Consider the following 21500-nt stretch of genomic DNA (forward strand, 5'->3'; position numbering starts at 1 on the left):
ACTATGAAGCTCTCAACCGAGAGCAACAACCCGTATAGCGGCGGCAGAGAACCTGGGGCGCTTCATTAAGCCGAGTAGGCGCGTCTGTCCCGCGCCACAACGCCGAGTCGGCGCGTTTGTCCCGCGTCACAGCGGCGAGTCGGCGCGTTTGTCTCGGCCTGTCGCGGCGACCCTGCTGCGTCCGGTGGCGTGAGCGCGCGCCATGCCGCTGCCTAGACGACGCAGGTGTGGGCGAGGTCGTCGAAGACGTGACACCCACGCGGTGGGCGGCGGCCGGCATCCAGTCGCCCTTCACACGGCGCGTACCAACGACTTCTCGACGGACCGCCTCCCTCCTCGACGACGTCCTCGCCCGCGGCCGGGCCTCGGGAGAGCTCCGCGGCGACGTCGACGCGATCGACGTGCACATGCTGATCAGCTCCTACTGCGTCTTCCAGGTCGCCAACGCCGCCACCTTCGGCTTCCTCTTCGGTCGCGACATGCTCGCCCCCGACGTCCGCGATCGCCATCGCCGCATCCTCGGCGACATCGTCGTCGGCTGGCTCTCCGCCTAGCAGCCGTCACCTACGTCGGCCGAGACGTCACGTACGTCGGCCGAGACGTCACGTACGTCGGCCGAGTTGGCAACCTGCTGCCAACTCGGCCGACGCGAGTGACGTTTCGGCGTGGGGGTTGACGAGTCGCGTTGTCCCGGCCGACCTCGCTGGCTCCAACAGCTTTCTCCAGAACTGCGCCGGCGCAGCAACTGGCCCGGGCGACGATGTCACCCGCGCCCTACTCGCTTCGTTGATGGCTGCTAACTGGACCGACGTGAACCCGGCCGTGGAATGGCGCCCTGCTCAACTGCTGCGAGCGGTCCGCTCCATTTGCGTGTGACACGTGCGCCGACTCGGCGCTGCGTGGACGGCGTTTCTCGGAGCAGTTGGCGGCGCTACAATTTGCGCATGCATGCAAACACGCAACCTCCGGTGTGGGGGGACGACGTCGTCACTCTTGCCGTCGAGGTGCTGCGGATGCTGGCTGATCCGACACGCCTCCAGATGGCGGGGCTGTTGCTGGACGAGGAGCGGTCGGTCTCGGAGCTGGCTGGCATGTTGGACAAGCCGGTTCCGGGGGTCTCGCAGCATCTGGCGAAGATGCGGATGGCGCGCCTGGTGACGACCCGCAAGGAGGGGACCTCGGTGCTCTATCGGGTCGAGAACGGGCATGTGCGCCAGCTGGTCCTCGACACGATCGGGCACGTCGAGCATCTCCTGGACCAGGTCCCGGCGCACCACCGCTCCGGGGAGGGGTCGGCATGACCCATACGTTGCACGATCACCCACGGGACCATGCCCACGACGGCCACGACCACGGGCATGACCACGGGGATGCGCACGATGGCGGGTGGGCCTGGGTCCGGCACGCTGTCTCGGACGTCTTCGGGGCGCACTCCCATGATGCCGCGGATCAGGTCGACGAGGCGCTGGAGGCCGACGTACGTGGTCGGCGGGCCCTGTGGATCAGCCTCGGTGTCCTCGCTCTCACGGCAGGGATCCAGGCGATCGTCGTGACCTTGACCGGGTCGGTGGCTCTGCTGGGGGACACGCTGCACAATGTCGCGGACGCGCTGACGGCGGTGCCGTTGCTGGTGGCATTCTGGCTGGCCCGGCGACCGGCGAACGAGCGCTTCACCTACGGATACGGTCGGGCCGAGGACCTTGCCGGACTCTTCGTCGTCGCGATGATCGCCCTGTCCAGCATCCTGGCCGGTTGGGAGGCGATCGACCGGTTGTTCCATCCTCGCGAGGTCGAGCATGTCTGGGCGGTCGCTGTGGCCGGGGTGGTCGGGTTCTGTGGCAACGAGATCGTCGCGCGTTATCGGATCCGGGTGGGCCGCCAGATCGGGTCGGCGGCGCTGGTCGCCGACGGGCTCCACGCTCGCACCGACGGCTTCACCTCGCTGGCCGTGGTTCTCGGCGCGGGCGGGGTCGCGGCGGGGCTGCCGTGGGCCGACCCGGTGATCGGGCTGCTCATCGCGGTCGCGATCCTCGGTGTGCTGCGCTCGGCGCTCACGCAGGTGGGCGCGCGGTTGATGGACGCCGTCACCCCTGAGGACGTACGCCGGGCGCGAGAAGCAGTGAGCACCGTGGACGGCGTGCTCGAGGTCCGGAGCCTGCGGCTGCGCTGGATCGGGCACACCCTCCACGCCGACGGTGACATCGTCGTACCCGCCGACCTCCGTGTCGCCGCCGGCCACGACATCGCCCACCACGCCGAGGCACACCTCCTGGAGGCGCTGCCGCGGCTCACCAGCGTCGTCCTGCACGTCAGCCCAGAAGGGACGCACTGACGGCGGCCTCCTAGGCTCTGCCCTGATGAACATCTTCGAATTCGATGGTAAGAGCCCGCAGATCCACCCTGACGCCTGGGTGGCGCCGACGGCGACGTTGATCGGTGACGTACGCCTCGGGCCGAACGCCAGCGTCTGGTACGGCGCCGTGCTGCGCGCCGACATCGGGCCGATCATCATCGGCGAGGGCTCCAACGTGCAGGACAACTCGGTCCTGCACGTACGGCCCGGGTCCTCCCTCGAGATGGGGGCGCACAGCACGATCGCGCACGGCTGCGTGGTGCACGGCGACCGGATCGGTACCGGGTCGCTGATCGGCAACGGGGCGGTCGTCTCCGACGCCGTGGTCATCGGCGACGGTTGTCTGATCGCAGCCGGCGCGATGGTGGTCGAGGGGACCGAGGTGCCCGACCACAGCCTGGTGATGGGCGTGCCGGCCAAGGTGCGCGGCACGATCGAGCCCGGCACCAACCCTGCGGCGATCCTGGAGCTGAACGCAGCCGGGTACGTGGCCCTCATGAAAGAGCACAGCATGAAGCTGCACCGCGCGACCGTGCGCCCGGTTCAACCCTGACCCTGAAGTCGAGGTTGAGGGTCTGGGCGCTCCGCAGGCGAGACGATTCGGGGGCGGGGTCGCGTACGGCCTAGGCTTGACGCTCGTGAAGACGTTCGACGAGCTCTGGGCCGAGCTGAGCGAAAAGGCCCGGACCCGACCTGAAGGATCCGGCACCGTGGCACAGCTCGACGCCGGGGTCCATGCGATCGGGAAGAAGCTGGTCGAGGAGGCCGCCGAGTCCTGGATGGCGGCCGAGTACGAGGGCAAGGAAGCGACTGCGGAGGAGATCTCCCAGCTGCTCTACCACGCCCAGGTGCTCATGCTCGCCAGCGGCATCTCGATCGACGACGTCTACTCACACCTCTGAGGGAACTCCATGAACTCCGAAAGCCCCAGTCCGCAGGAAGCGACCCGTCCGCTGCGGATCGCGGTGCCCAACAAGGGCTCGCTCTCCACCTCCGCCTCCGAGCTGCTGCGCGAGGCGGGCTATCGCCAGCGCGAGGACAGCAAGCGCCTGACCCTCATCGATGACGAGAACGGCGTCGAGTTCTTCTACCTGCGTCCGCGCGACATCGCGCTCTACGTCGGCGAGGGCACCCTCGACATCGGCATCACCGGCCGTGACCTGCTCCTCGACTCCGGCGCCAAGGCCGACGAGGTCATCGGGCTCGGCTTCGGCCGGTCGCGGTTCCACTTCGCCGGCCGCGCAGGAGCCTTCACCTCGGTCGAGGAGCTCCGCGGCAAGCGGATCGCGACCTCGTACGTCGGGGTCGTCTCCGACTTCCTGGAGCGCGAGGGGATCGACGCCAGCGTGACCCGCCTCGATGGCGCCGTGGAGACCTCCATCCAGCTCGGCGTCGCCGACGCGATCGCCGACGTGGTCGAGACCGGATCGACGATGCGGCAGGCCGGTCTGGAGATCTTCGGCGAGCCGATCATGCGCTCCGAGGCTGTGGTGATCACCCGGTCGGGAGCACAGCTGCCGGCGGAGTACGAGACGTTCAAGCGCCGTCTCGACGGCGTCCTGATCGCGCGCAGTTACGTGATGATGGACTACGACATCCGTGCCGAGTTCCTCGCCGAGGCCTCCGCGATGACCCCTGGTCTCGAGGGGCCGACGGTCAGCCCGCTCCACCGCGAGGGCTGGGTCGCGGTCCGCGCGATGGTGCCGCGGGCTGGTTCGCAGAAGCTCATGGACGACCTTTACGCGGTGGGTGCCCGCGCGATCCTGTTGACGGAGATCAATGCCTGCCGAATCTGACCCTGACCGACCTGAGCCTGCCGGGTCTGGGACTGCCGGTTCTGAGTCTGCCGGCCCTGGGTCTGCCGGATCTGAGTCTGCCGGTTCCGGCCCGACGCCGCTGCCGGTGACCCTGCCGCACACCTGGCGCCCGCTCGGCCCCCGCGTCATGGGATGGTTCCTCGTCGCGGCGCTCGCGGTGATGTGCACGATGGTCTGGGTAGGGTTCACGCCCGAGATCAAGGCTCAGGTCACGATGTTCGAGCGGCTCACCTTCGGAGCCGTGGGACTCGGGATCGTGGTCTGCGTGCACGCGCTGACCCGGTCGCGGGTGGAGGCCCGCGAGGACGGCCTCACCGTGGTCAACGGCTACAAGCGTCGGGACCTGGAGTGGGCCGAGATCCTCGCGATCAACTTCCCGCAGGGCGCGCCGTGGCCCAACATCGACCTGGCTTCCGGCCACAACATCTCCGTCCACGGCATCCAGGCCTCCGACGGCGCCGCGGCGAAGCGGGCCGTGCGTACGCTGCGGACGCTGGTCGACGCGCTCTCCAGGACGCGCCACTAGCTGAGGCGACCGCTCGGCGAACCGCGCGCGACACTTCACCCAACGTTGAGAAGATCGGCTGAACGGTGGCAACGGCTGGCCTAGCGTCCTTGCCGTGACCTCTACGACGTGGACTCGCCTCGCTGTTCCCGCACTCGCCGTGAGCGCCGTCATCGTGCTCACCTCCCTCACGCCGGCCCAGGCCGCGCCGGTGCACCCGGTCGGCACCTGGGGCGCCTCTGCCGACGAGGTGGGCGGTGCGGTCGGCGCCGCCGGCCTGACGGACCGGTCGGTGCGCAACCTGGTGCACACCTCCCTGGGTGGCTCCGGCGTACGCGTCACTCTCTCCAACGCGTTCGGTGACCGTCCGGTGACCTTCACCTCGACGCACCTCGGTCTGGCGGGGGACGGAGCCGAGGTGGTGCCCGGCACGAACCGGCCGATGACCTTCGAGGGTGCAGACGAGGTCACCGTCGCTCCGGGCACCGAGGTGCTCAGCGACCCGGTCGACGCCACGGTGCCGGCCGATGCGACCCTCGCGGTGAGCTTCCACGTCGTCGGAGAGAGCGGTCCGATCACCGGGCACGATGTGGCCACGCAGACCTCCTACGTCTCCGGGACGGCCGGTGCGGACGTGGCGGGGGAGGAGGCCGGCGCGGCGTTCACGACGCAGATCTCCAGCTGGTACTGGGTCGAGAGCGTCGTCGTGGAGAAGCCCCGCCGGGTCCGGACGGCGGTCTTCTTCGGCGACTCGATCACCGACGGCAACGGCTCCACCGCCGGAGCCGACCGGCGTTACCCGGACCAGGTGGCCGACCGGCTGGTGACGAGCCGTTTCGCCGGCCGGTTCGGAGTGATGAACGAGGGCATCTCTGCGAACCGCGTCCTCGCCGACAGCACCGGTGGCCAGCGCGGTCTGGACCGCTTCCGGCGCGATGTGCTCGACCAGCCGGGAGTCTCCACGGTCGTGGTGCTGGCGGGCATCAACGACATCCGCTGGGACCACGCCGACGATGCCTCCGACCTGATCACCGCCTACCGCGACCTGATCGCGCAGGCGCACTCGGAGGACGTGTGCGTCGTGGGCGCCACCCTGACGCCGTACGAGGGTGGCAGCCGCTACACCCCGGCGCGTGACCAGGTGCGGGTCGCGGTCAACGAGTGGATCCGGACCTCCGGGGAGTTCGACGGCATCGTCGACTTCGACGCTGCCACCCGCGACCCGGCTCGGCCGGCGCGGTTCCTGCCTGCGTACGACTCCGGGGATCATCTCCACCCCGGCGACGCCGGCTATGCGGCGATGGCCGAGGCGTTCGACCTGTCGCTGCTGGAGTGCGACCGCTGAGTCTCAGCGCCGCCCGACGAGCACCGCGAGCGTGATCGCCGAGAGCACCAACGAGATGGTGGCGCCGGTCGCGTCTGGGGCGAACAGTGCCGGGATGCTGACCAGCCCGGCGATGTCGAAGCCGCGGGCGGCATTGGTGAACAGCGTGACCGGCATGGCACCCATCGGGGTCGAGACCATGGCCGAGGCGTAGTCCGGTGGCGGCGCGACCAGCCACCGGGTGAGCGCTGCCAGGGCACCGAGCCCGACAGCGGGCGCCAGGAGCGGGTGCGGGAGTGCCCACAGACAACCCAGCCCGTACGCGACCAGCAGCACCATCGGCACGAGGAGCGCCCCGAGCCTCAGCTGCCAGGATCTGGCGCCGAGCAGCCGGACGAGCCCGCCCGAGCGGGACAGCACCCGCAGGCCGGCGCCGAGCGGGACGGCGGCCCAGAACCCGAGCACCACCATCACCGGCACCGTCAAGGCCCCGGCCCCGGCCTCGCCGAGCGCGTACGCCGGCACGACCGCAGCCGCCAGGACCAGCACGCGCAGCGGAGCCCGGCGCAGCCTGACGAGGTCGGCGGTGACCAGTGCCAGCGGTCCCAGCGGTCCACGCGGACGCCGGGACCGGACGACGGCACGCTGCCTGCTGGTGTGCTGCAGGACGACGTCATAGGCAAGTGCGGTGTCCAGCCCGGCGAGTGCCCCGGAGAGTCCGTTGGCCAGCCCGTGCCCGCGGGTCAGGTCACGGCGCCGCAGCCGGCCGAGGCGACAATGGCCGAGAACGGCCACCGTGCCGACCGGTGGCGCCAGTGCCGCAGGTGCCAGCCACCACCACGCGCTCGTGGGAGGCGCGAACCCGCTCGTGACCCCGGCGGCGACCGCGGCGAGACCGGCGACGGCTGCGAGTGCCGAGACCGGACCGATCATCCGCCACGTCGACCGGGTCCGGGACTGGGCCACGGCGCCGCCTGCGTACGTCACCACCGCGAGGGCAGCGGCAGCGAGCGCCAGCGCGCCCGCGGTCGTCAGTGCCCACCCCGCCGTCACCGCGGCGAGGATCGCCGGGACCGCGGCGGTCGCAGCAGCGAGGAACAGCAACGTCCAGTACTGCCGCCGCAACCACCGCGCGCGGTCCACCGGCGTCGAGAGCACCATCGCCGAGGTCGCCGGGGACGACATGAGCGGCCCCAGGAGACGCATCACCGCGGCGCCCAGGGCCAGCCAGATCAGCACCACGAGCACCGGTCCTGCGGTGCGCGTCCCGACGCAGGTCTCGCTCGTGCAGACCGCGACGGCCTGCCCGGCGTTGACGACCGCGCTGACCAGCCCTGAGCCGTAGATGAGGATGGTGAGCAGAGCGAGGTACGCCTGGTAGAGCATCTCGCCCCACGGCGCGGTGACCCGCCCGCGGCGCCAGGATCGGATCAGGCCCCGGATCTCGGCAGGCGTCGGTGCGTCGCTGCTGATGTCGACCCTCACCTCGGCGCTCACTCCTGGGCTCGTGCGGCGCCTGGCGAGGAGCCGAGACGTACGACCTCGTCGGCCACGGCTTCGATGAGTGCCGGATGATGGCTGGCGAACAGGATCGCGACACCGGCCTCCTTCTCGCGCGCAAGAAGCCCGGCAAGCCAGAGCGCGCCGTCGGCGTCGAGGCGCTGCTCAGGCTCGTCGAGCAGGAGGAGCCGACGCGGCCGCACCAGCATCGAGGCGAGGGCGAGCCGTTGGCGCTGACCAGAGGAGAGCGACCCGGGCAGCTGGCTCGCCTGGCCGGTCAGGCCCACCTCGTCGAGCACGCCGTCGACGATGCCCGTCGGGTCCTCGACCCGATGGGCGTGCGCGAGGAGGTCGAGATGCTCGACCACCGCGAGATCGGGGAAGAGATCCAGGTCATCGAGGAGGGTGGCGACGCTCCGGCGCACCCGAGCAGACCGCTCGTCGTACGGCTCGCCATCGAGCAGGACCTCGCCGGCCGTCGGCTCGTCGACCCCGGCGACGCACCGCAGCAGCGTCGACTTGCCCGACCCGTTCGCCCCGGTGAGCGCGATCGCCTGCCCGGGCTCGAGAGCGAGGTCGAGCCCGTCGAAGACGGCGTGCTCGCCGTAGGTCCTGCTGAGGCCGGAGACTCTCAGCAAGGTCATCGGAGCGCGGCGATGCCCCAGGAGACCTCGAGGCGCTCGTCGGGGGCGAGCTCGATCAGGTCGGTGCCCGAGTTGAAGGCGTCCGGGGGAGCGGTCATCGGCTCGACCGCCAGGCTGCCTCGCGCGGGCGACTGGTCGTCGGCGCTGTAGACCATCAGCCACGGGTGGCGCTCGTCGACCCAGAGGGCGACGCCACCGTCCGGTCCCTGGACCATGACCGTCGCCCGGCCGTCCTGGTCCCGGTCGAGATCGGTGAACGCGTGGTCGAGGACGACGTCGCCGATGGGCTTCGCGGCGGTGAAGTCGTACGCCGTCGATGCCGTCGCCTCGCTCGTCGTGGGCAGCTTGCGCTCGGGATCCGACAGCACCCGGGTCCTGGCTGGGAGGGTGAGCGTCCAGGCGTCGACCGGGCCGGCGCCGACGGTGAGGTAGGGGTGGGCACCGCAGGCGTACGGAGCGGGGGAGTCGGCGTGGTTGGTCGCGGACTGGGTCACGGTGAGCCCGTCGGGCCCGACCGCGTACGTGACCTCCAGGTCGAGGGTCCAGGGGTAGCCGCTCTGTGCCATCAGCCGGGTCGCGAGGGTGATCGAGTCCTTGGCCTCCTCGATGGGCAGCCACTGCGCCCACCGAACCAGCCCGTGAGAGGCGTTGTTGCGCGCCACCTCGGTGAGCCCGAGCTGGTGGCTCTTCCCGGCGAACTCGTAGCGCCCGTCGCGGATCCGGTTGGGCCACGGCGCGAGGAGCTGGCCCTTGCCACCGCTGGACTGCTCGTCCTCGCCGAACCCGGCAACCAGATCCCGCCCCTCGTAGGACAGCAGCCGCAGGGCGCCACCGCTCTCCGTCACCTTCGCGGTGTAGCCCCCGCCGTCGATCGTGAACTGCTCTCCACTCGGTCTCAGCACAGGCACCAGGCTATCCACTGGCCGAGCCGCACCGGTGGCCGCCTACGAGACTGCCGAGCGCGCACCCCTCAGGGTCGCACCCAGGCCGTACGCGGCCCGACCGTCGCCAGCTGCCAGCCCTCGGCCACCTTGCGCAAGTCGTCTCCCTCGATCGCGAACGGGACAGGCCCGGCGAGATCGAGCACGAGCGCGTCGGCTCCGTCGTGGACCGCGGCCTGGGCAGCATCGCGCAACCCGACCGGCACCGGCCGTGCATCCGCCTGCCACGCCTGCAGCTGCGCCGTGCCGGTGAACCCGAGCAGCGCCTGTCGTCCGTCGGCGCCGGTGAGCAGCACGGTGGCCATGTCGGAGCTCTTGTCGTGGGCGAGGCCGGCGTCGTCGACCTCGACCTCGCCCAGCACCGCGACGACCGGAACGAGGACCCGGGCAGCGGCCAAGGTGGTGAGCACGTCGGCCTGCGTGGCTTTGCCCGCGGCGTACGACCGCAGTACGGCCTCGACCTCGGGAGAGGTCTCTCCGGTGTCACCGGGGAACGCAGTGCCGAGGAGTCGCTTCTCGTTCATCGTCCCCATTGAACCGCAGATGAGCCGCAGAGCGACATCAGGGCAGACATCAGGGCCGACATCAGGGCCGACATCAGGGACAGTCCGGGTGTCAGACGACCAGGACAGTGGAAGACTGCAGGTATGGACCAAGGGGCCTACCTCGCACTAGCCGCCGCGCTCACGATCCTGGGCGCCATCTGGACCTGGGTCGCGTTCCGAAGGCGTGGCCTCGGGGCGGGCGTGAAGGCGCTGGGGTGGACGCTGCTCGCCCCGGCGGCCTACCTGACCGGCCTCCTCCGCGCCAGCGGCAGGATCGTGGACGCGATCGCCGACTGGGCCGCGCGCCTGGTCTTCAGCCCGACGGTCTGGATCGGGTTCGGCATCGCCGCGCTGGCGATCGTGCTCATCTTCGTGGCCCGCCTCCTGCCCGCCAAGGAGAAGCCCAGCCGGGCTGCCCGGAAGGGTGCTGCCGGTGTCGCGCCCGCCGGGTCCGCCGGCCCGGCGGGCGCGGCTCCGAGGAACTCCAAGAGCACGGTGATCGACGAGGACGACGAGGACCTGGCCGACGTCAACGACATCTTGAAGAAGTACGGGATCTCCTGACCGTGCCCTCGGCAGCAGCAGACCTGCTCGCCGTCGCGATGAGCCGGCCGGCGACCCTCGGCCCCGGGCGGCTCGTCTGCATCGACGGCCCCGCCGGATCGGGAAAGACGACGCTCGCCGCCGCTGTCGCCGACCTCACCGGCGCCCCTGTCATCCACATGGACGACCTCTTCGAGGGCTGGGGCGGCCTCCCGGGGATCACCGACCAGCTCGACACGATCCTGTTGCCCCTGATCGAGGGCGCGACCGGCTCCTACCGGCGTTACGACTGGGATCGGGCCGAGTTCGCCGAGACAGTGACCGTGCCCCCCGCCCCGCTGCTGGTGATCGAGGGCGTGGGCAGCGGGGCCGCCGCGTACGACGACCTCCGGACCGCGCTGGCCTGGGTCGACGCGCCCTACGAGACCAGGATGCGGCGCGGCATCGAGCGCGACGGCGACGCGTTCGCGCCGCACTGGGAGGCGTGGGCGGCGGCCGAGTCCGAGCTGTTCGCCCGTGAGCAGACCGCTGCCCGCGCCGACATCATCGTCACGACCTAGGAACGCCCCGGGGATCGGGTCGGCCCCGGGGATTGGGTCGGCGCGGAATGTTGCAGTAGTGTTCCGTGTTGACCGATCAGATCGACGTACGCCGCCGATCTGATCCAGCAAGCGGGGATCACGAAAGCGTTCTCCCACCCGCATCGACCGCGAGCAACAAAGGTCGTCGGGTCCGGTCTCGAGACGATGCCTCAGAAATTGTAGAGGCAGCGGGCTCGGTGGTGCGAGCCCTGCATGGGTGAGCGTCCTGACTGGCTTCCGCTTGTGACAATCAAGCGGAAGCCTTTTTTGATTTCCGGACCGCTCGTGCACGCGGCCCGGAGACCGAGATCCAGAGCCTCCGCAGCCACAACAACTGGAGGACACATCAGCACTGAGCTTCGTATCAACGACCGGATCCGGGTTCCCGAGGTCCGCCTCGTTGGTCCCAACGGAGAGACGGTCGGCATCGTGCCGACCCCTGACGCGCTGCGCCTGGCCCAGGAGGCCGACCTCGACCTGGTCGAGATCGCCCCGCAGGGCAAGCCGCCGGTCTGCAAGCTCATGGACTACGGGAAGTTCAAGTACGAGAACGCCCAGAAGGCCCGTGAAGCCCGTCGAAACCAGACGAACGTGATCATCAAGGAGATGAAGCTTCGTCCGAAGATCGACAAGCACGACTACGAGACCAAGAAGGGTCACGTCGTGCGGTTCCTCAACGCGGGGGACAAGGTCAAGATCACGATCATGTTCCGCGGTCGTGAGCAGCACCGTCCCGAGCTCGGTTTCCGCCTGCTGCAGCAGCTGGCCGACGACGTCGCCGAGTTGGGCTTCGTCGAGTCCTCGCCGAAGCAGGACGGCCGCAACATGATCATGGTGCTCGGCCCGCACAAGAAGAAGGCCGACGCCAAGGTCGAGGCCAAGGAGGCCAAGGAGGAGAAGGCCGCCGAGCGCGCCGCCGACGAGGCCGCCGAGAAGGCGGAGCGTACGGCTGCGAACGCCGCGCGTCCGGCTTCCACTCCGAAGGTCAAGCGCCGCTCGGAGAACCTCGACCCCGACATCGACGTCTGAGCCTCCCGGGCCCAGCAAGAGACTTCCGCCGCCGCGGCGCCCCGTGACCGGCCGGACGACGAGAGAGAGAAGAACATGCCGAAGAACAAGACCCACTCCGGTTCCAAGAAGCGCTTCAAGGTGACCGGTTCCGGGAAGATCCAGCGCCTGCAGGCCGGCCGCAAGTCCGGCGCTGCGTTCGCCTCCGCGCCGACGACCGGTTCGCGCAAGAAGCACCGTCGCAACGCTGGCCTGGTGGAGCTCGCTCCCGCCGACGTCAAGCGCGCGAAGAAGCTTCTCGGTCGCTGAGCGCCGATCACCCCCGAAACTTTCCCTAGCATTCAAGGAGCACTGAAATGGCACGCGTCAAGCGCGCAGTGAACGCTGCGAAGAAGCGTCGCACCACCCTCGAGCGGGCCTCGGGTTACCGTGGCCAGCGCTCGCGCCTCTACCGCAAGGCGAAGGAGCAGGTCACCCACTCCCTGGTCTACGCCTACAACGACCGCCGCAAGAACAAGGGCAACTTCCGCAAGCTGTGGATCCAGCGGATCAACGCTGCGGCGCGCGCCGAGGGCATGACCTACAACCGCTTCATCCAGGGTCTCAACCTGGCCGGCATCGAGGTCGACCGCAAGATCCTCGCCGACCTCGCCGTCAACGACGTGGCCGCGTTCAACGCGATCGTCGCCCAGGCCAAGGCTGCTCTGCCGGAGGACGTCAACGCCCCGGCGAACGCCTGAGTCATATGACGCCTCTCTCCGCGGCCAACGCCCGCGTCAAAGAGGCTCGCAAGTTGAGCCGCCGCTCGGTACGCACCGAGCGGCGGCTCTTCATTGCGGACGGGCCGAAGGCGGTCGAGGGTGCGCTCGGTGTCCCGGGCTGCGTTCAGGAGATCTTCGCGACGGAAGCCGGAGCCGAGACGTACGCTTCGGTGCTGGCCGACCAGCAGGTGACGCTCGTCGATGACCGGGCGATGGCCGGACTCTCCGACTCGGTCACCCCCGCCGGTGTGGTGGCGCTGTGCCGGTTCCTGGACGTCCCGCTCGCTGACATCGTCGGTCCGCTCGTGGTGATCTGCGCCGACGTACGCGACCCCGGCAACGCCGGCACCGTCATCCGCTGCGCAGACGCGGCCGGCGCGTCCGGGGTCATCTTGGCGGGCGACTCGGTCGACCTCTACAACCCCAAGACCATCCGCGCCTCGGTCGGCTCGGTCTTCCATCTCCCCGTCGCCATCGAGCGCGATCCGCAGGCCGCGGTGAAGGCAGCCAAGGCCGCAGGCTTGACCGTCCTGGCCGCGGACATGCACGGCACCGCCGATCTGTTCACCGCCGACGACCTCCTCGTCAGGCCCACCGCCTGGCTGATGGGCAACGAGGCCTGGGGTCTCCCCGCCGAGCTCGCGGCGACGGCGGACGAGATCGTCAGCATCCCGATCTTCGGCAAGGCGGAGTCCCTCAACCTCTCCACCGCCGCCGCCCTGTGCCTCTACGCCTCGGCGCGGGCGCAGCGGGGGTGAATGCTCACCGAGGTAACTCGGTGAACGGTCGCTTCCTTCGTGGAACTCGACGAGGGAAGTGAGCAGCTGGTGCGTTACCTCGGTGAGCATCCCTCGGCGCTCCGGGCCTGCCGAGGCGTCGCTCCCGCTGGCCGAGAAGTCACTCGCGCCGACCGAGCGGGCATCGCGGTGACGCCTCGGCCGACGTACGTGACGCTTCGGCCGACCGGAGCGACGCCTCGGCAAGGCTTGACCTTCATCTGGCCTGAAGGGCGAGGGTTGCGGCATGGATGAGCCACTGTTGACGATCGGGGCGTTCGCGCGGGCCGTGGGCCTGACGGCGAGCGCGCTGCGTCATTACGACGAGTGTGGGTTGCTGGTGCCGGCGGAGGTCGACTCCGGGACGGGCTATCGCTACTACACGCCCGAGCTCGCCGACCGGGCTCGGTTGATCGTGGGCATGCGCGAAGCCGGGGTCCCGATCGAGACGATGCGGGTGGTGCTCGACTCGCCGGCCGGTGAGGCCAGGGCCGCGCTGGCGGAGTTCCTCGAGGACCAGAGCGCGCGCACGGCGCGGGCCGAGGAGGCCGTACGTGGCGTGCTGGCCGCCGTCGATGCCGGGCCAGCTGCGCGGCCGGCGCTCGTCGAGCTGCCTGGTCCCGTGCTGGCCGCGGCGATCCGGCAGGTGCGGCACGCGGCGGAGTCCGATCCGGCCTCCGAGCTCGCTTCTGTCCTCATCGACGTCGGGGGCACCGGCGTGGACGTGGTGGCGACCAACCGCTACTGGATGGCGGTGCGATCGCTGCCTGCGGCCGCCGAGGGCGACGGCGGCCGGGCGGTCCTGTCCCTGCCCGACGCAGCCGCGCTGGCCGACCGGCTGGACGCGATCACCACCGCCGAGCTGCGAATCGCCGACGGCACCCTCACCCTCGCCGGGCAGGAGTTGGGCCGCGACACCACCTACCCGGCGCACCGGCTCGTGCTGGCCGGCCTGGAGCCGGCCGTCACGCGGGCGGTGCTCGCCAAGGCCGACCTGTTCGCGGGCCTCGACGCGGCGGCCTACGCCGAGGTCGACCTCTTCCTCGGCGACCAGACGCGGCTCCGCTCGCCGCACACAGCCGAGCAGAGCGAGGTACGCGGCGTGGTGACCGGCCCGCCGACCCGGCTCCGGCTCGGCACGGCCCTGTTCGGCCGCGCCCTGGCAGCGTGCCTGGGTGACGAGGTGCAGCTGGCGGTGACCGCGCCGGACCGGCCGGTGGTGGTGACCTCGCCCTACCAACCCGGGTTCACCGCGCTGGTCATGCCCGTGCGCCACGACGCCGAAGGCTGAGTCAGTGGGAGTGGCCCAGGGCCGGGGGTTCCGCCCCTGGCTGGCAGCGTCGACCGCATCTGTCTTCGGCGACTCGGTGACCTTCTTCGCGATCGGCTGGGCGGCGGCGGGTTTCGGTGCCGACGCGGCGAGCCTGGTGCTGACGATCGAGGGCATCCCGCTGGCCGTGCTGGTGCTCGCCGGGGGAGTGCTGGCAGACCGGATCGGATTCCGGCGGACGATGGCCGCCTGCGATGCCGCGATGGTGCTAGTCATGGCCGCGTTCGCGGTCGGCGCGATCGATGGTGCGGGACTGTGGATGCTGGTCGCGGTCGGCGCCCTCTCGGGCACCATCCAGGCCCTCCAGCGACCCGCTGAAGGAGTCTTCCCGCGGCTGTTCGGGGCCGAGGACCTCGACCGGCGGATGGCGCTGGTCGGCTCCGCCCACCAGATCGCCCGCACCGCGGGACCCGCGGCCGGCGGCTTCCTGATCGGCCACGGCGGCCTGCCGCTGACCGCCGGCCTGGATGCGGCCACGTACGCCATCGTGCTCGTCGCGCTCCTCCTGGTCCGGCCACCCCACGAGCCGGCTCCCGCGCCCGCCCACGGCTCGGTCTGGCACAGCCTGGCCGACGGTGCGAGGACGGCGGTGCGCACGCCCGGCGTCGTCCCGGTCCTGGTCGCCATCACCGGCCTCGCCGCGACGGTGCTCCCGCTGGTCATGCTCGCCCTGCCGCTCGCCGGCCGCGAACGCGGCTGGACGGCCGCCGAGACCGGTCTCGTCTCCGGCGCGTGGGTGGCCGGGGGACTGGTGATGACCCTCGCCGTCGCCCGCTGGGGCGCACTGCGCGCACCGGTCGCGGTCGCCGGCCCGGCACTCGCGGCCGGCGGGGTGGTCCTGCTGGGGCTGCGTACGGAGATCTGGGCCGGGATCCTCGCGGTCGGCCTGGTCGGCGTCGGCACCACCATGCTGACCAGCTACCTCCTCCCGGCCTATGTCGCCCGCACCCCGCCGGAGATGCTCGCCCGGTTCTCGAGCCTGACCCAGCTGGCCCAGACGGGCCCGGTACTGCTCGCGACACCGCTACTGGGTGTGGCGGCCGGGGTCGACGTACGGCTGGCTCTTGCGGCCATCGCCGCACTGCTCCTGGCCACCGTCCCGGCCGCCGCCCGGGTCGCCAGGCTGCCGCGCCCGATACCCCAGAGGGTCTGATACACGAAAGGTAAATCTGTTTCACTCGGGGATGCGGAGGTTTCTCAGGGCGATGCGAAGGAGCACGGCATGACGAACGTGAGCAGACGACGACTGTTGGCCTCGGGCGGTGCGGCAGCCGCCGCGGGCGCGACCTTCCCGCTGTGGACGTGGTCGCCGAGCGCCTCGATCGCAGGGACGGGGGAAGGGCTGGATCCGGAGTACGTCTGGGACGTCCGCGCGGACCCGGTCATCGAGCGTCTCTACGGCGAGGGCATCGACAAGGTCGCCGAGGTCAACGAGATCCTGAAGGGATGGACCACCAACGACCAGCCGTTGCCTGACGGGTTGCCGGGCTATCTGGCCGACTTCATCGAGGAGGCGCGCAGTCTCCCGGCCTGGGCCGACCAGGGGAAGCTTCAGCTCGCCGGCACCTTCAACGAGGAGAGGTACGGCTTCTTCCTCGCGCTGCTCTACACCCTCGGCAGCGGCCTGATCAGCTGTGCGATCAAGCGTGAGGCGTGGTCGGTCTACTACTCCTACGGCGGCGCGAACATGCGCGACCGGATCGCGAAGACGACCGTGCTCGGCTACGACGTGATGGATGCCCAGGGCTGGACCGCGTCGGGTCGGCTCATGGTCAACTCGGTCAAGACCAGGATGGTCCACGCCGCGGTTCGTCATCTGCTGCCGCAGTCTCCGCACTGGCCGGGCGTCGGCGCCGGCCAGGAGGTCCCGATCAGCCAGGCCGACATCCTGGTCACCTTCCACAGCCTCGGCACCTGGGTGATGAAGAAGTTCACCGAGTGGAACATCGCGCCGAGCCAGGAGCTCGCCGACGCCTTCCTGCATGCCTGGAATGTCGACCTCCACCTCCTCGGCGTGCAGGAGCAGTATCTGCCGAAGGACTGGGCCTCGGCGTACGCGCAGTACGACCAGGTGATGGGGCCGGCGACCGGCCACACGCGAGAGGGGGTCGAGCTCGCCCAGGCGCTGCTCGACTCGGTGATCGGCGAGGGCAACCCTCTGCTGCGCCACGAGCTGGAGTCGCTGGGACGCTACGTGATCGGGGATGCGTACGCCGACATGATCGGCTTCGACAAGGACCCCCTGCTCGCGCCGCTGTGGGCGACCACCGTGCCGCTGCTGGTCACCTCCTACCAGGGCACCGTCCCCCACATCCCGATCGTCTCCAACCTGCTCCCGGAGGCGGTGCACACCTTCATCAAGATCTACTTCTCTCCCGGCGACCCGGCGCCGATCACGCTGCCGCTGAGCAACCGTCCGGAGTAGCGGGTCACAGACTGACCAGGTCGGTCCAGCGGTGCGTCCCGGAAGTTCCTAGGCGCTTCGCGCCGCCATGGCACGCACCTCGCGGCGTTGGCGCCGCTCGGAAGACGCCCGGTATGACTTCGCGACGCCTGCCTTGCGATGCACGCACCCTGACGACGCCAAGCATCCAGGAACTTCCAGGACACACCACTAGGGTGTCGGCGTGGACGCCAGAGAACTCGCCGATGCCCTGCCCGACGGTGTCGTCGTCGCCGATGCGGATGGAGCAGTCGTCTTGGTCTCCACCCTGGCCGGGCGGATGCTCGGCGTGGACCCGGACGCGAGCCTGGGGCTGCCGCTGGGGGACGTACTCACCCTGAGCAACACCGAGGGGCAGACCTGGGCCGAGGCCAACCGGCCCTACGACACCTTGCGGACCGTCACCGGCACCCCCGAACAGGCCTGGCTGCTGCCCGACGGCACCGAGGTGCTGGTCGTCTCGACGATCCGGCGCCCGTCCCTGGACGGCCCGGTCGACCAGATCTCGATCTCGCTGCGCTCGGGCAGGGGTCGCAAACGCCTGGACCGCGAGCGGTCCGACCTGGTCGCCACCGTCGCGCACGAGCTGCGCTCGCCGCTGACCGGGGTCAAGGGGTTCGTCCAGGCGCTCCTGAACCGGTGGGACAAGCTCAACGACGACCAGAAGAAGCTGATGCTCAAGACGGTCGCCTCGGACTCCGACCGGCTCTCGAGGCTCATCGCCGAGCTGCTCGACGTCGCCCGGATCGACACCGGCCGGCTGCAGCTGTATCCACGTGGTAGCGACGCGGCCGTGCTGGTCACCCGGGTGGTCGAGTCGGTCAGATCGGCCACCTCGCGACCGATCGAGCTCCACGTAGCGGGCGGGGTCGAGGGTGGGACCGAGGACGAGCTGGAGATCCACGCCGACCCGGACAAGTTCACCCAGGTCGTCACCAACCTGGTGGAGAACGCCGTACGCCACGGCGACGGCGTCGTGACGGTGACCCTGGGCGCCTGCCCGGACGACCCCGCCCAGGTCCTGCTGGTCGTCGAGGACCACGGTGAGGGCATCCCCACCGAGCTGCGCCAGCGCGTGTTCACCAAGTTCTGGAAGCACGGCGCTCGCGGCGGCTCCGGCCTGGGGCTCTACATCGTCGGCGGTCTCACCCAGGCCCACGGTGGCTCGGTCAGGATCGCCGACGCCGAGACCGGCGGCGCCCGCATCGAGGTCACCTGGCCCCGGGATCAGCCCGCCACCTGAACGCCGACCCGGCGCGACTGTCGCGAGCCGGCGCCGGGTCGGCGGTGGTCAGGCGCGGGACCGAGCCAGCAGGAAGATGAAGTACGGCGCGCCGATGAGCGCGACGACCAGGCCGGCGGGGACCTGAGCAGGGCTGATCGCGGTGCGGCCGATGGTGTCGGCGACCACGAGGAGCAACGCTCCGACCAGGATCGCGACAGGGACGACCCGCGCGCTTCGGGCGCCGACGAGCGCCCGGGCGATGTGCGGGGCGACCAGGCCGACGAAGCCGACGACACCGACTGCTGAGACGGCCATCGCGGTGAGCACCGCGGCGGTCAGCAGGATCAACAGCCGTGCCCGCTCCTTGGAGACCCCGACGAGGCGCGGGGTGTCCTCGTCCAGCGTGAGCAGGTCGAGCTCGCGGCGTACCACGAAGGCCACCGGAACCGCGATGGCCAGGGCAACCGCCACCGGGATGACCTGCTCCCAGCTGCGACCGTAGGTCGACCCCGACAGCCAGGTGTAGATCCGCGGTGTGTCCCAGGGGTTGGAGCGTACGAGCAGGAAGGTGCTGAGCGAGACCGAGCCGTACCAGACGCCGATGCCGATGAGCACGAGCCGGTCGGTGTCGATCCCGTGTCGCCACGCCAGGCCGTAGACCAGACCGAAGGCGACCAGCGCTCCGACCGTCGCGGCGATGAGTACGGACGTGGTCGACGCCGCGGCGGAGCTGCCGCCGCTCCAACCCGCCGACAGTCCGGTCACCACGATGACCGCACCGACCCCCGCACCGCCGGTGATGCCCAGGATCCCGGGCTCGGCCAGCGGGTTGCGGCAGGTGGCCTGGACGAAGGTGCCGGCCAGGGCGAGCGCGCCACCGGCGAGGACGGCCGCGGCAACGCGTGGCGCGCGTTCGTCGAGGGCGAACTGGACCAGCGGGATGCCTTCGCCCTGCAACCAGGCGACGATGTCTCCGGTATAGAGCCACTGGTGGCCGGCGAGCAGGGCGACGACGATGGCGCCGGCCGTCAGGGCGATCAGGAGGACGAGCACGACGAGGAACCGGACCCGGCTGCGGATCGTGACGGTGGCACCGGGCGGCCGCCTGGTGGGACCGGAGTCGCGTCCGCCGCGAGCGAGGAGCACCATCACGACCGCACCGGCGATCGTCGTGGTCACCCCGGTCGGCACGGACATGGCTTCGTCAGCGCCGAGCGCGGCACGGACGACGACGTCCGCGACGACGACGACAAGAGCGCCCACCAGCCCCGCGGCCGGCAGCAGGACGGCATGCCGGTTCAGGGTCGGTACGAACCGGCCCAGCAGGCGCACCAGCACCGGGGCACAGAGACCGACGAAGCCGATCGGACCGGCCAGCGTCACCGCCGCCGAGGTGAGCAGCACCGCGAGGATCGTGCCGATCGCCCGGGTGGAGCGGACCGGCACACCGAGCACCGAGGCGGCGTCGTCACCGGCGGAGAGCAGATCGAGCCGGCGCGCCAGCAGCAGCCCGGCGACCGTTGCGACGATCACCACCGGTGCCACCTGCCAGAACGCCTGCAGCCCCAGCTGGCTCAGCGATCCGCTGCCCCAGGCGAACAGGCTCGTGGTCTCCTCCGAGTAGAGGATGAGCAGCGTGGACGTACCTGCCTGGAGGGCGAGCGCGACGGCGGAGCCGGCAAGGATGAGACGGGTCGTCGATGTGCCTGCACCACCGGCGAGAGCCAGCACGATGCCGGCGGCCACGAGGCCGCCGAGGAACGCCGTGATGCCCGAGGCCCACAGCGGGACCGACAGACCGAGCGCGGCGACCAGCGTCACGGCGAAGTAGGCCCCACCGGTCACGGCCAGCGTGTCGGGCGCCGCCATCGCGTTGCGGGCCAGCGACTGCAGGAGCGCTCCGGCGACGCCGAGAGCGAAGCCGACCGCGATACCCGCGGCCAGACGAGGGATCCGCGAACCGGTGATGATGTCCATCGTCGACGCGGTCGCGCCATGGGCCTGGTCATGCCCCAGCAGCGCATCGAGGAAGTCGGCGGGACCCACACCCGAGGTGCCTTGGGTGAGGTGCCAACCGGCGCTCAGCAGCAGCCCGGCGAGCAGGCACAGGAGGACGACAGAGGCACCTCCGGCACCCGCCCGCGGGGCGTTGGCGGCATCGGTCACTTGGTGAGCAGGTCTACGTACGCGTCGAGCACCTGCTCGGCCGAACGGGGACCGCCGAAGGTCCAGATGCCCGCGGGGAAGGCGTGGTCGCGGCCTTCGCTCACCGCGGGGATCGACGTCCAGACCTTGTTCTTGGCCAGCTCGGCGTTCACGTCACCGGCGGGGTCGACGGTGCCGGTGTGGAAGAAGGTCGCCTCGCCGAGCGTGGTCATGCCCTCGATGTCGGTCTGACCGAGGCCGTACGCAGGGTCGACCTTGCCCGTCCAGGCGTTCTTCAGTCCGAGCTCCTCGCCGAGCTCACCGATCAGCGAACCCTGGCCGAAGGGGCGGATGGCCACGTTGGCGCCGTCGACCCAGCCGTCGTAGTAGACGAACTCGGTCCCGGCGGCGCCGGCGTCGGCGACGGCCTTCTTCGACGCGGCGATCTTGTCCTCGAGTTCACCGACGACCTTGTCGGCCTGCTCCTCGCGGCCGGTCGCCTCGGCGATCATCTCGAAGGTGGTCACCATGTTCCCGACGGGGTCTTTGGCGTCGGCGCCCTTGGTGGCGAGCACGGGGACGTCGTACTCGGCGAGCTGCTCGAGGATCTCGTCCTCGGCGGTGTAGGCCTCGACGACGATCAGGTCGGGGTTGGTCCCGAAGAGCGTCTCCAGGTTCGGCTCGCCCCGGGTGCCGACCTCGGTGACGCTCTTCGGGAGCTTCTCCGCGCTGTCCCAGGTGCGGAAGCCCTCGCCGTCGGCGACCGCGACCGGGTCCACGCACAGGGTGAGCAGGTCCTCGGTCTGCTGCCACTCGAGCACCGCGACCCGCTCGGCGGGCTTGTCGAGCTCGACCTTGTTGCCGAAGGAGTCGGTCAGGCTGACCGGTCCCGTGGAGGTCGCGACACCCTCGCAGCCGGCAGAGGCCTTCTTCTCGGAGTCGCCGGAGTCGGCCGCGGTCGTGGTCTGTCCGCAGGCGGCCAGCATCAGGGCGCCGGCCGCCGTCAGGGCAGCAGTCGTCGTCGTACGTCGAAACATGGTTTCCTCTTCGTGTCCGCCG

At 70.5% G+C, this 21500-nt stretch carries 24 protein-coding genes; 18 read left to right on the top strand and 6 right to left on the bottom strand.

Going from position 1 to position 21500, the window contains the following annotated elements; genetic code table 11:
• Positions 1-248 precede the first annotated feature (248 nt).
• The 8 genes from IEY84_RS17055 (at position 249) to IEY84_RS17090 (ending at position 6020) form a co-directional block, all read left to right on the top strand.
• A complete protein-coding gene (locus IEY84_RS17055; RefSeq protein ID WP_229788771.1) occupies positions 249-554 on the top strand; it encodes a hypothetical protein in 306 nt (101 codons plus the stop codon).
• A gap of 390 nt (positions 555-944) precedes the next feature.
• A complete protein-coding gene (locus IEY84_RS17060) occupies positions 945-1301 on the top strand; it encodes an ArsR/SmtB family transcription factor (RefSeq protein ID WP_183551104.1) in 357 nt (118 codons plus the stop codon).
• On the top strand, positions 1298-2332 hold the full coding sequence (locus tag IEY84_RS17065; protein WP_183551102.1) for a cation diffusion facilitator family transporter: 1035 nt from the start codon (positions 1298-1300) through the stop codon (positions 2330-2332). The genes IEY84_RS17060 and IEY84_RS17065 overlap by 4 nt, the downstream gene beginning before the upstream one ends.
• Positions 2333-2357: 25 nt before the next feature.
• A complete protein-coding gene (locus IEY84_RS17070; RefSeq protein ID WP_183551100.1) occupies positions 2358-2906 on the top strand; it encodes a gamma carbonic anhydrase family protein in 549 nt (182 codons plus the stop codon).
• Between the two features lie 85 nt (positions 2907-2991).
• The gene (locus IEY84_RS17075) at positions 2992-3255 is read left to right on the top strand and encodes a phosphoribosyl-ATP diphosphatase (RefSeq protein WP_008359350.1); all 264 of its coding nucleotides are present in this window, start codon (positions 2992-2994) and stop codon (positions 3253-3255) included.
• Positions 3256-3264: 9 nt separating this feature from the next.
• A complete protein-coding gene (gene hisG / locus IEY84_RS17080; protein ID WP_183551098.1) occupies positions 3265-4149 on the top strand; it encodes an ATP phosphoribosyltransferase in 885 nt (294 codons plus the stop codon).
• Between the two features lie 106 nt (positions 4150-4255).
• The gene (locus tag IEY84_RS17085; RefSeq protein ID WP_229788772.1) at positions 4256-4696 is read left to right on the top strand and encodes a PH domain-containing protein; all 441 of its coding nucleotides are present in this window, start codon (positions 4256-4258) and stop codon (positions 4694-4696) included.
• Positions 4697-4790: 94 nt separating this feature from the next.
• Positions 4791-6020 carry an SGNH/GDSL hydrolase family protein gene (locus IEY84_RS17090; RefSeq protein WP_183551094.1) on the top strand — a complete coding sequence of 410 codons (1230 nt, stop codon included), beginning with the start codon at positions 4791-4793 and terminating at the stop codon, positions 6018-6020.
• 3 nt (positions 6021-6023) lie between these two features.
• Here IEY84_RS17090 and IEY84_RS17095 read toward each other — a convergent pair whose 3' ends face one another.
• The 4 genes from IEY84_RS17095 to IEY84_RS17110 form a co-directional block, all read right to left on the bottom strand.
• On the bottom strand, positions 6024-7484 hold the full coding sequence (locus IEY84_RS17095) for a DUF6297 family protein (RefSeq protein WP_183551092.1): 1461 nt from the start codon (positions 7482-7484) through the stop codon (positions 6024-6026).
• 8 nt (positions 7485-7492) lie between these two features.
• Positions 7493-8143 carry an ABC transporter ATP-binding protein gene (locus IEY84_RS17100; RefSeq protein ID WP_183551090.1) on the bottom strand — a complete coding sequence of 217 codons (651 nt, stop codon included), beginning with the start codon at positions 8141-8143 and terminating at the stop codon, positions 7493-7495.
• A complete protein-coding gene (locus IEY84_RS17105) occupies positions 8140-9045 on the bottom strand; it encodes an aldose 1-epimerase family protein (protein WP_183551088.1) in 906 nt (301 codons plus the stop codon). The genes IEY84_RS17100 and IEY84_RS17105 overlap by 4 nt, the downstream gene beginning before the upstream one ends.
• Positions 9046-9113: 68 nt before the next feature.
• Positions 9114-9608, bottom strand: a complete 495-nt coding sequence (locus IEY84_RS17110; protein ID WP_183551086.1) for an SseB family protein — start codon at positions 9606-9608, stop codon at positions 9114-9116.
• Positions 9609-9731: 123 nt separating this feature from the next.
• Between IEY84_RS17110 and IEY84_RS17115 the strand changes: the two genes are divergently transcribed.
• The 10 genes from IEY84_RS17115 to IEY84_RS17160 all read left to right on the top strand — a co-directional run bounded on the left by IEY84_RS17115 (position 9732) and on the right by IEY84_RS17160 (position 18314).
• Positions 9732-10193 carry a hypothetical protein gene (locus tag IEY84_RS17115; protein WP_183551083.1) on the top strand — a complete coding sequence of 154 codons (462 nt, stop codon included), beginning with the start codon at positions 9732-9734 and terminating at the stop codon, positions 10191-10193.
• 2 nt (positions 10194-10195) lie between these two features.
• Positions 10196-10732 (top strand): uridine kinase family protein, encoded by a 537-nt coding sequence (locus tag IEY84_RS17120; protein WP_229788774.1) that lies wholly within the window; start codon positions 10196-10198, stop codon positions 10730-10732.
• A 306-nt stretch (positions 10733-11038) separates the two neighbouring features.
• Complete coding sequence (gene infC, locus IEY84_RS17125) at positions 11039-11782, top strand: translation initiation factor IF-3 (RefSeq protein ID WP_229788776.1); 744 nt, start codon at positions 11039-11041, stop codon at positions 11780-11782.
• 75 nt (positions 11783-11857) lie between these two features.
• A complete protein-coding gene (locus IEY84_RS17130) occupies positions 11858-12070 on the top strand; it encodes a large ribosomal subunit protein bL35 (RefSeq protein WP_008359371.1) in 213 nt (70 codons plus the stop codon).
• 47 nt (positions 12071-12117) lie between these two features.
• On the top strand, positions 12118-12501 hold the full coding sequence (gene rplT, locus IEY84_RS17135) for a 50S ribosomal protein L20 (RefSeq protein WP_183551077.1): 384 nt from the start codon (positions 12118-12120) through the stop codon (positions 12499-12501).
• Between the two features lie 5 nt (positions 12502-12506).
• Positions 12507-13280 (top strand): TrmH family RNA methyltransferase, encoded by a 774-nt coding sequence (locus IEY84_RS17140; RefSeq protein ID WP_183551074.1) that lies wholly within the window; start codon positions 12507-12509, stop codon positions 13278-13280.
• 265 nt (positions 13281-13545) lie between these two features.
• Entirely contained in the window at positions 13546-14589 is a 1044-nt protein-coding gene (locus IEY84_RS17145) for a MerR family transcriptional regulator (RefSeq protein ID WP_183551071.1), read from the top strand.
• A gap of 4 nt (positions 14590-14593) precedes the next feature.
• Positions 14594-15781, top strand: a complete 1188-nt coding sequence (locus IEY84_RS17150) for an MFS transporter (protein ID WP_183551068.1) — start codon at positions 14594-14596, stop codon at positions 15779-15781.
• 69 nt (positions 15782-15850) lie between these two features.
• Positions 15851-17053 (top strand): oxygenase MpaB family protein, encoded by a 1203-nt coding sequence (locus tag IEY84_RS17155; protein ID WP_183551066.1) that lies wholly within the window; start codon positions 15851-15853, stop codon positions 17051-17053.
• Positions 17054-17255: 202 nt separating this feature from the next.
• The gene (locus IEY84_RS17160; protein WP_183551063.1) at positions 17256-18314 is read left to right on the top strand and encodes a sensor histidine kinase; all 1059 of its coding nucleotides are present in this window, start codon (positions 17256-17258) and stop codon (positions 18312-18314) included.
• Positions 18315-18362: 48 nt separating this feature from the next.
• On the opposite strand, the gene IEY84_RS17165 is transcribed toward IEY84_RS17160, so the two are convergent.
• Positions 18363-20462, bottom strand: coding sequence for an iron ABC transporter permease (locus IEY84_RS17165; protein WP_183551060.1), 2100 nt, complete (start codon positions 20460-20462; stop codon positions 18363-18365).
• Entirely contained in the window at positions 20459-21478 is a 1020-nt protein-coding gene (locus IEY84_RS17170; RefSeq protein ID WP_183551057.1) for an iron-siderophore ABC transporter substrate-binding protein, read from the bottom strand. The genes IEY84_RS17165 and IEY84_RS17170 overlap by 4 nt, the downstream gene beginning before the upstream one ends.
• Positions 21479-21500: the final 22 nt, after the last annotated feature.

The sequence above is a fragment of the Nocardioides albus genome, assembly GCF_014648255.1.
Lineage (GTDB): Bacteria > Actinomycetota > Actinomycetes > Propionibacteriales > Nocardioidaceae > Nocardioides > Nocardioides albus.

Bases quoted from the DNA above. Each gene is read 5' to 3' on its own strand.
- IEY84_RS17060 (WP_183551104.1), top strand. From the start codon at position 945: ATGCATGCAAACACGCAACCTCCGGTGTGGGGGGACGACGTCGTCACT.
- IEY84_RS17065 (WP_183551102.1), top strand. From the start codon at position 1,298: ATGACCCATACGTTGCACGATCACCCACGGGACCATGCCCACGACGGC.
- IEY84_RS17070 (WP_183551100.1), top strand. From the start codon at position 2,358: ATGAACATCTTCGAATTCGATGGTAAGAGCCCGCAGATCCACCCTGAC.
- hisG (WP_183551098.1), top strand. From the start codon at position 3,265: ATGAACTCCGAAAGCCCCAGTCCGCAGGAAGCGACCCGTCCGCTGCGG.
- IEY84_RS17100 (WP_183551090.1), bottom strand. From the start codon at position 8,143: ATGACCTTGCTGAGAGTCTCCGGCCTCAGCAGGACCTACGGCGAGCAC.
- IEY84_RS17110 (WP_183551086.1), bottom strand. From the start codon at position 9,608: ATGAACGAGAAGCGACTCCTCGGCACTGCGTTCCCCGGTGACACCGGA.
- IEY84_RS17115 (WP_183551083.1), top strand. From the start codon at position 9,732: ATGGACCAAGGGGCCTACCTCGCACTAGCCGCCGCGCTCACGATCCTG.
- IEY84_RS17130 (WP_008359371.1), top strand. From the start codon at position 11,858: ATGCCGAAGAACAAGACCCACTCCGGTTCCAAGAAGCGCTTCAAGGTG.
- rplT (WP_183551077.1), top strand. From the start codon at position 12,118: ATGGCACGCGTCAAGCGCGCAGTGAACGCTGCGAAGAAGCGTCGCACC.
- IEY84_RS17140 (WP_183551074.1), top strand. From the start codon at position 12,507: ATGACGCCTCTCTCCGCGGCCAACGCCCGCGTCAAAGAGGCTCGCAAG.
- IEY84_RS17145 (WP_183551071.1), top strand. From the start codon at position 13,546: ATGGATGAGCCACTGTTGACGATCGGGGCGTTCGCGCGGGCCGTGGGC.
- IEY84_RS17155 (WP_183551066.1), top strand. From the start codon at position 15,851: ATGACGAACGTGAGCAGACGACGACTGTTGGCCTCGGGCGGTGCGGCA.
- IEY84_RS17170 (WP_183551057.1), bottom strand. From the start codon at position 21,478: ATGTTTCGACGTACGACGACGACTGCTGCCCTGACGGCGGCCGGCGCC.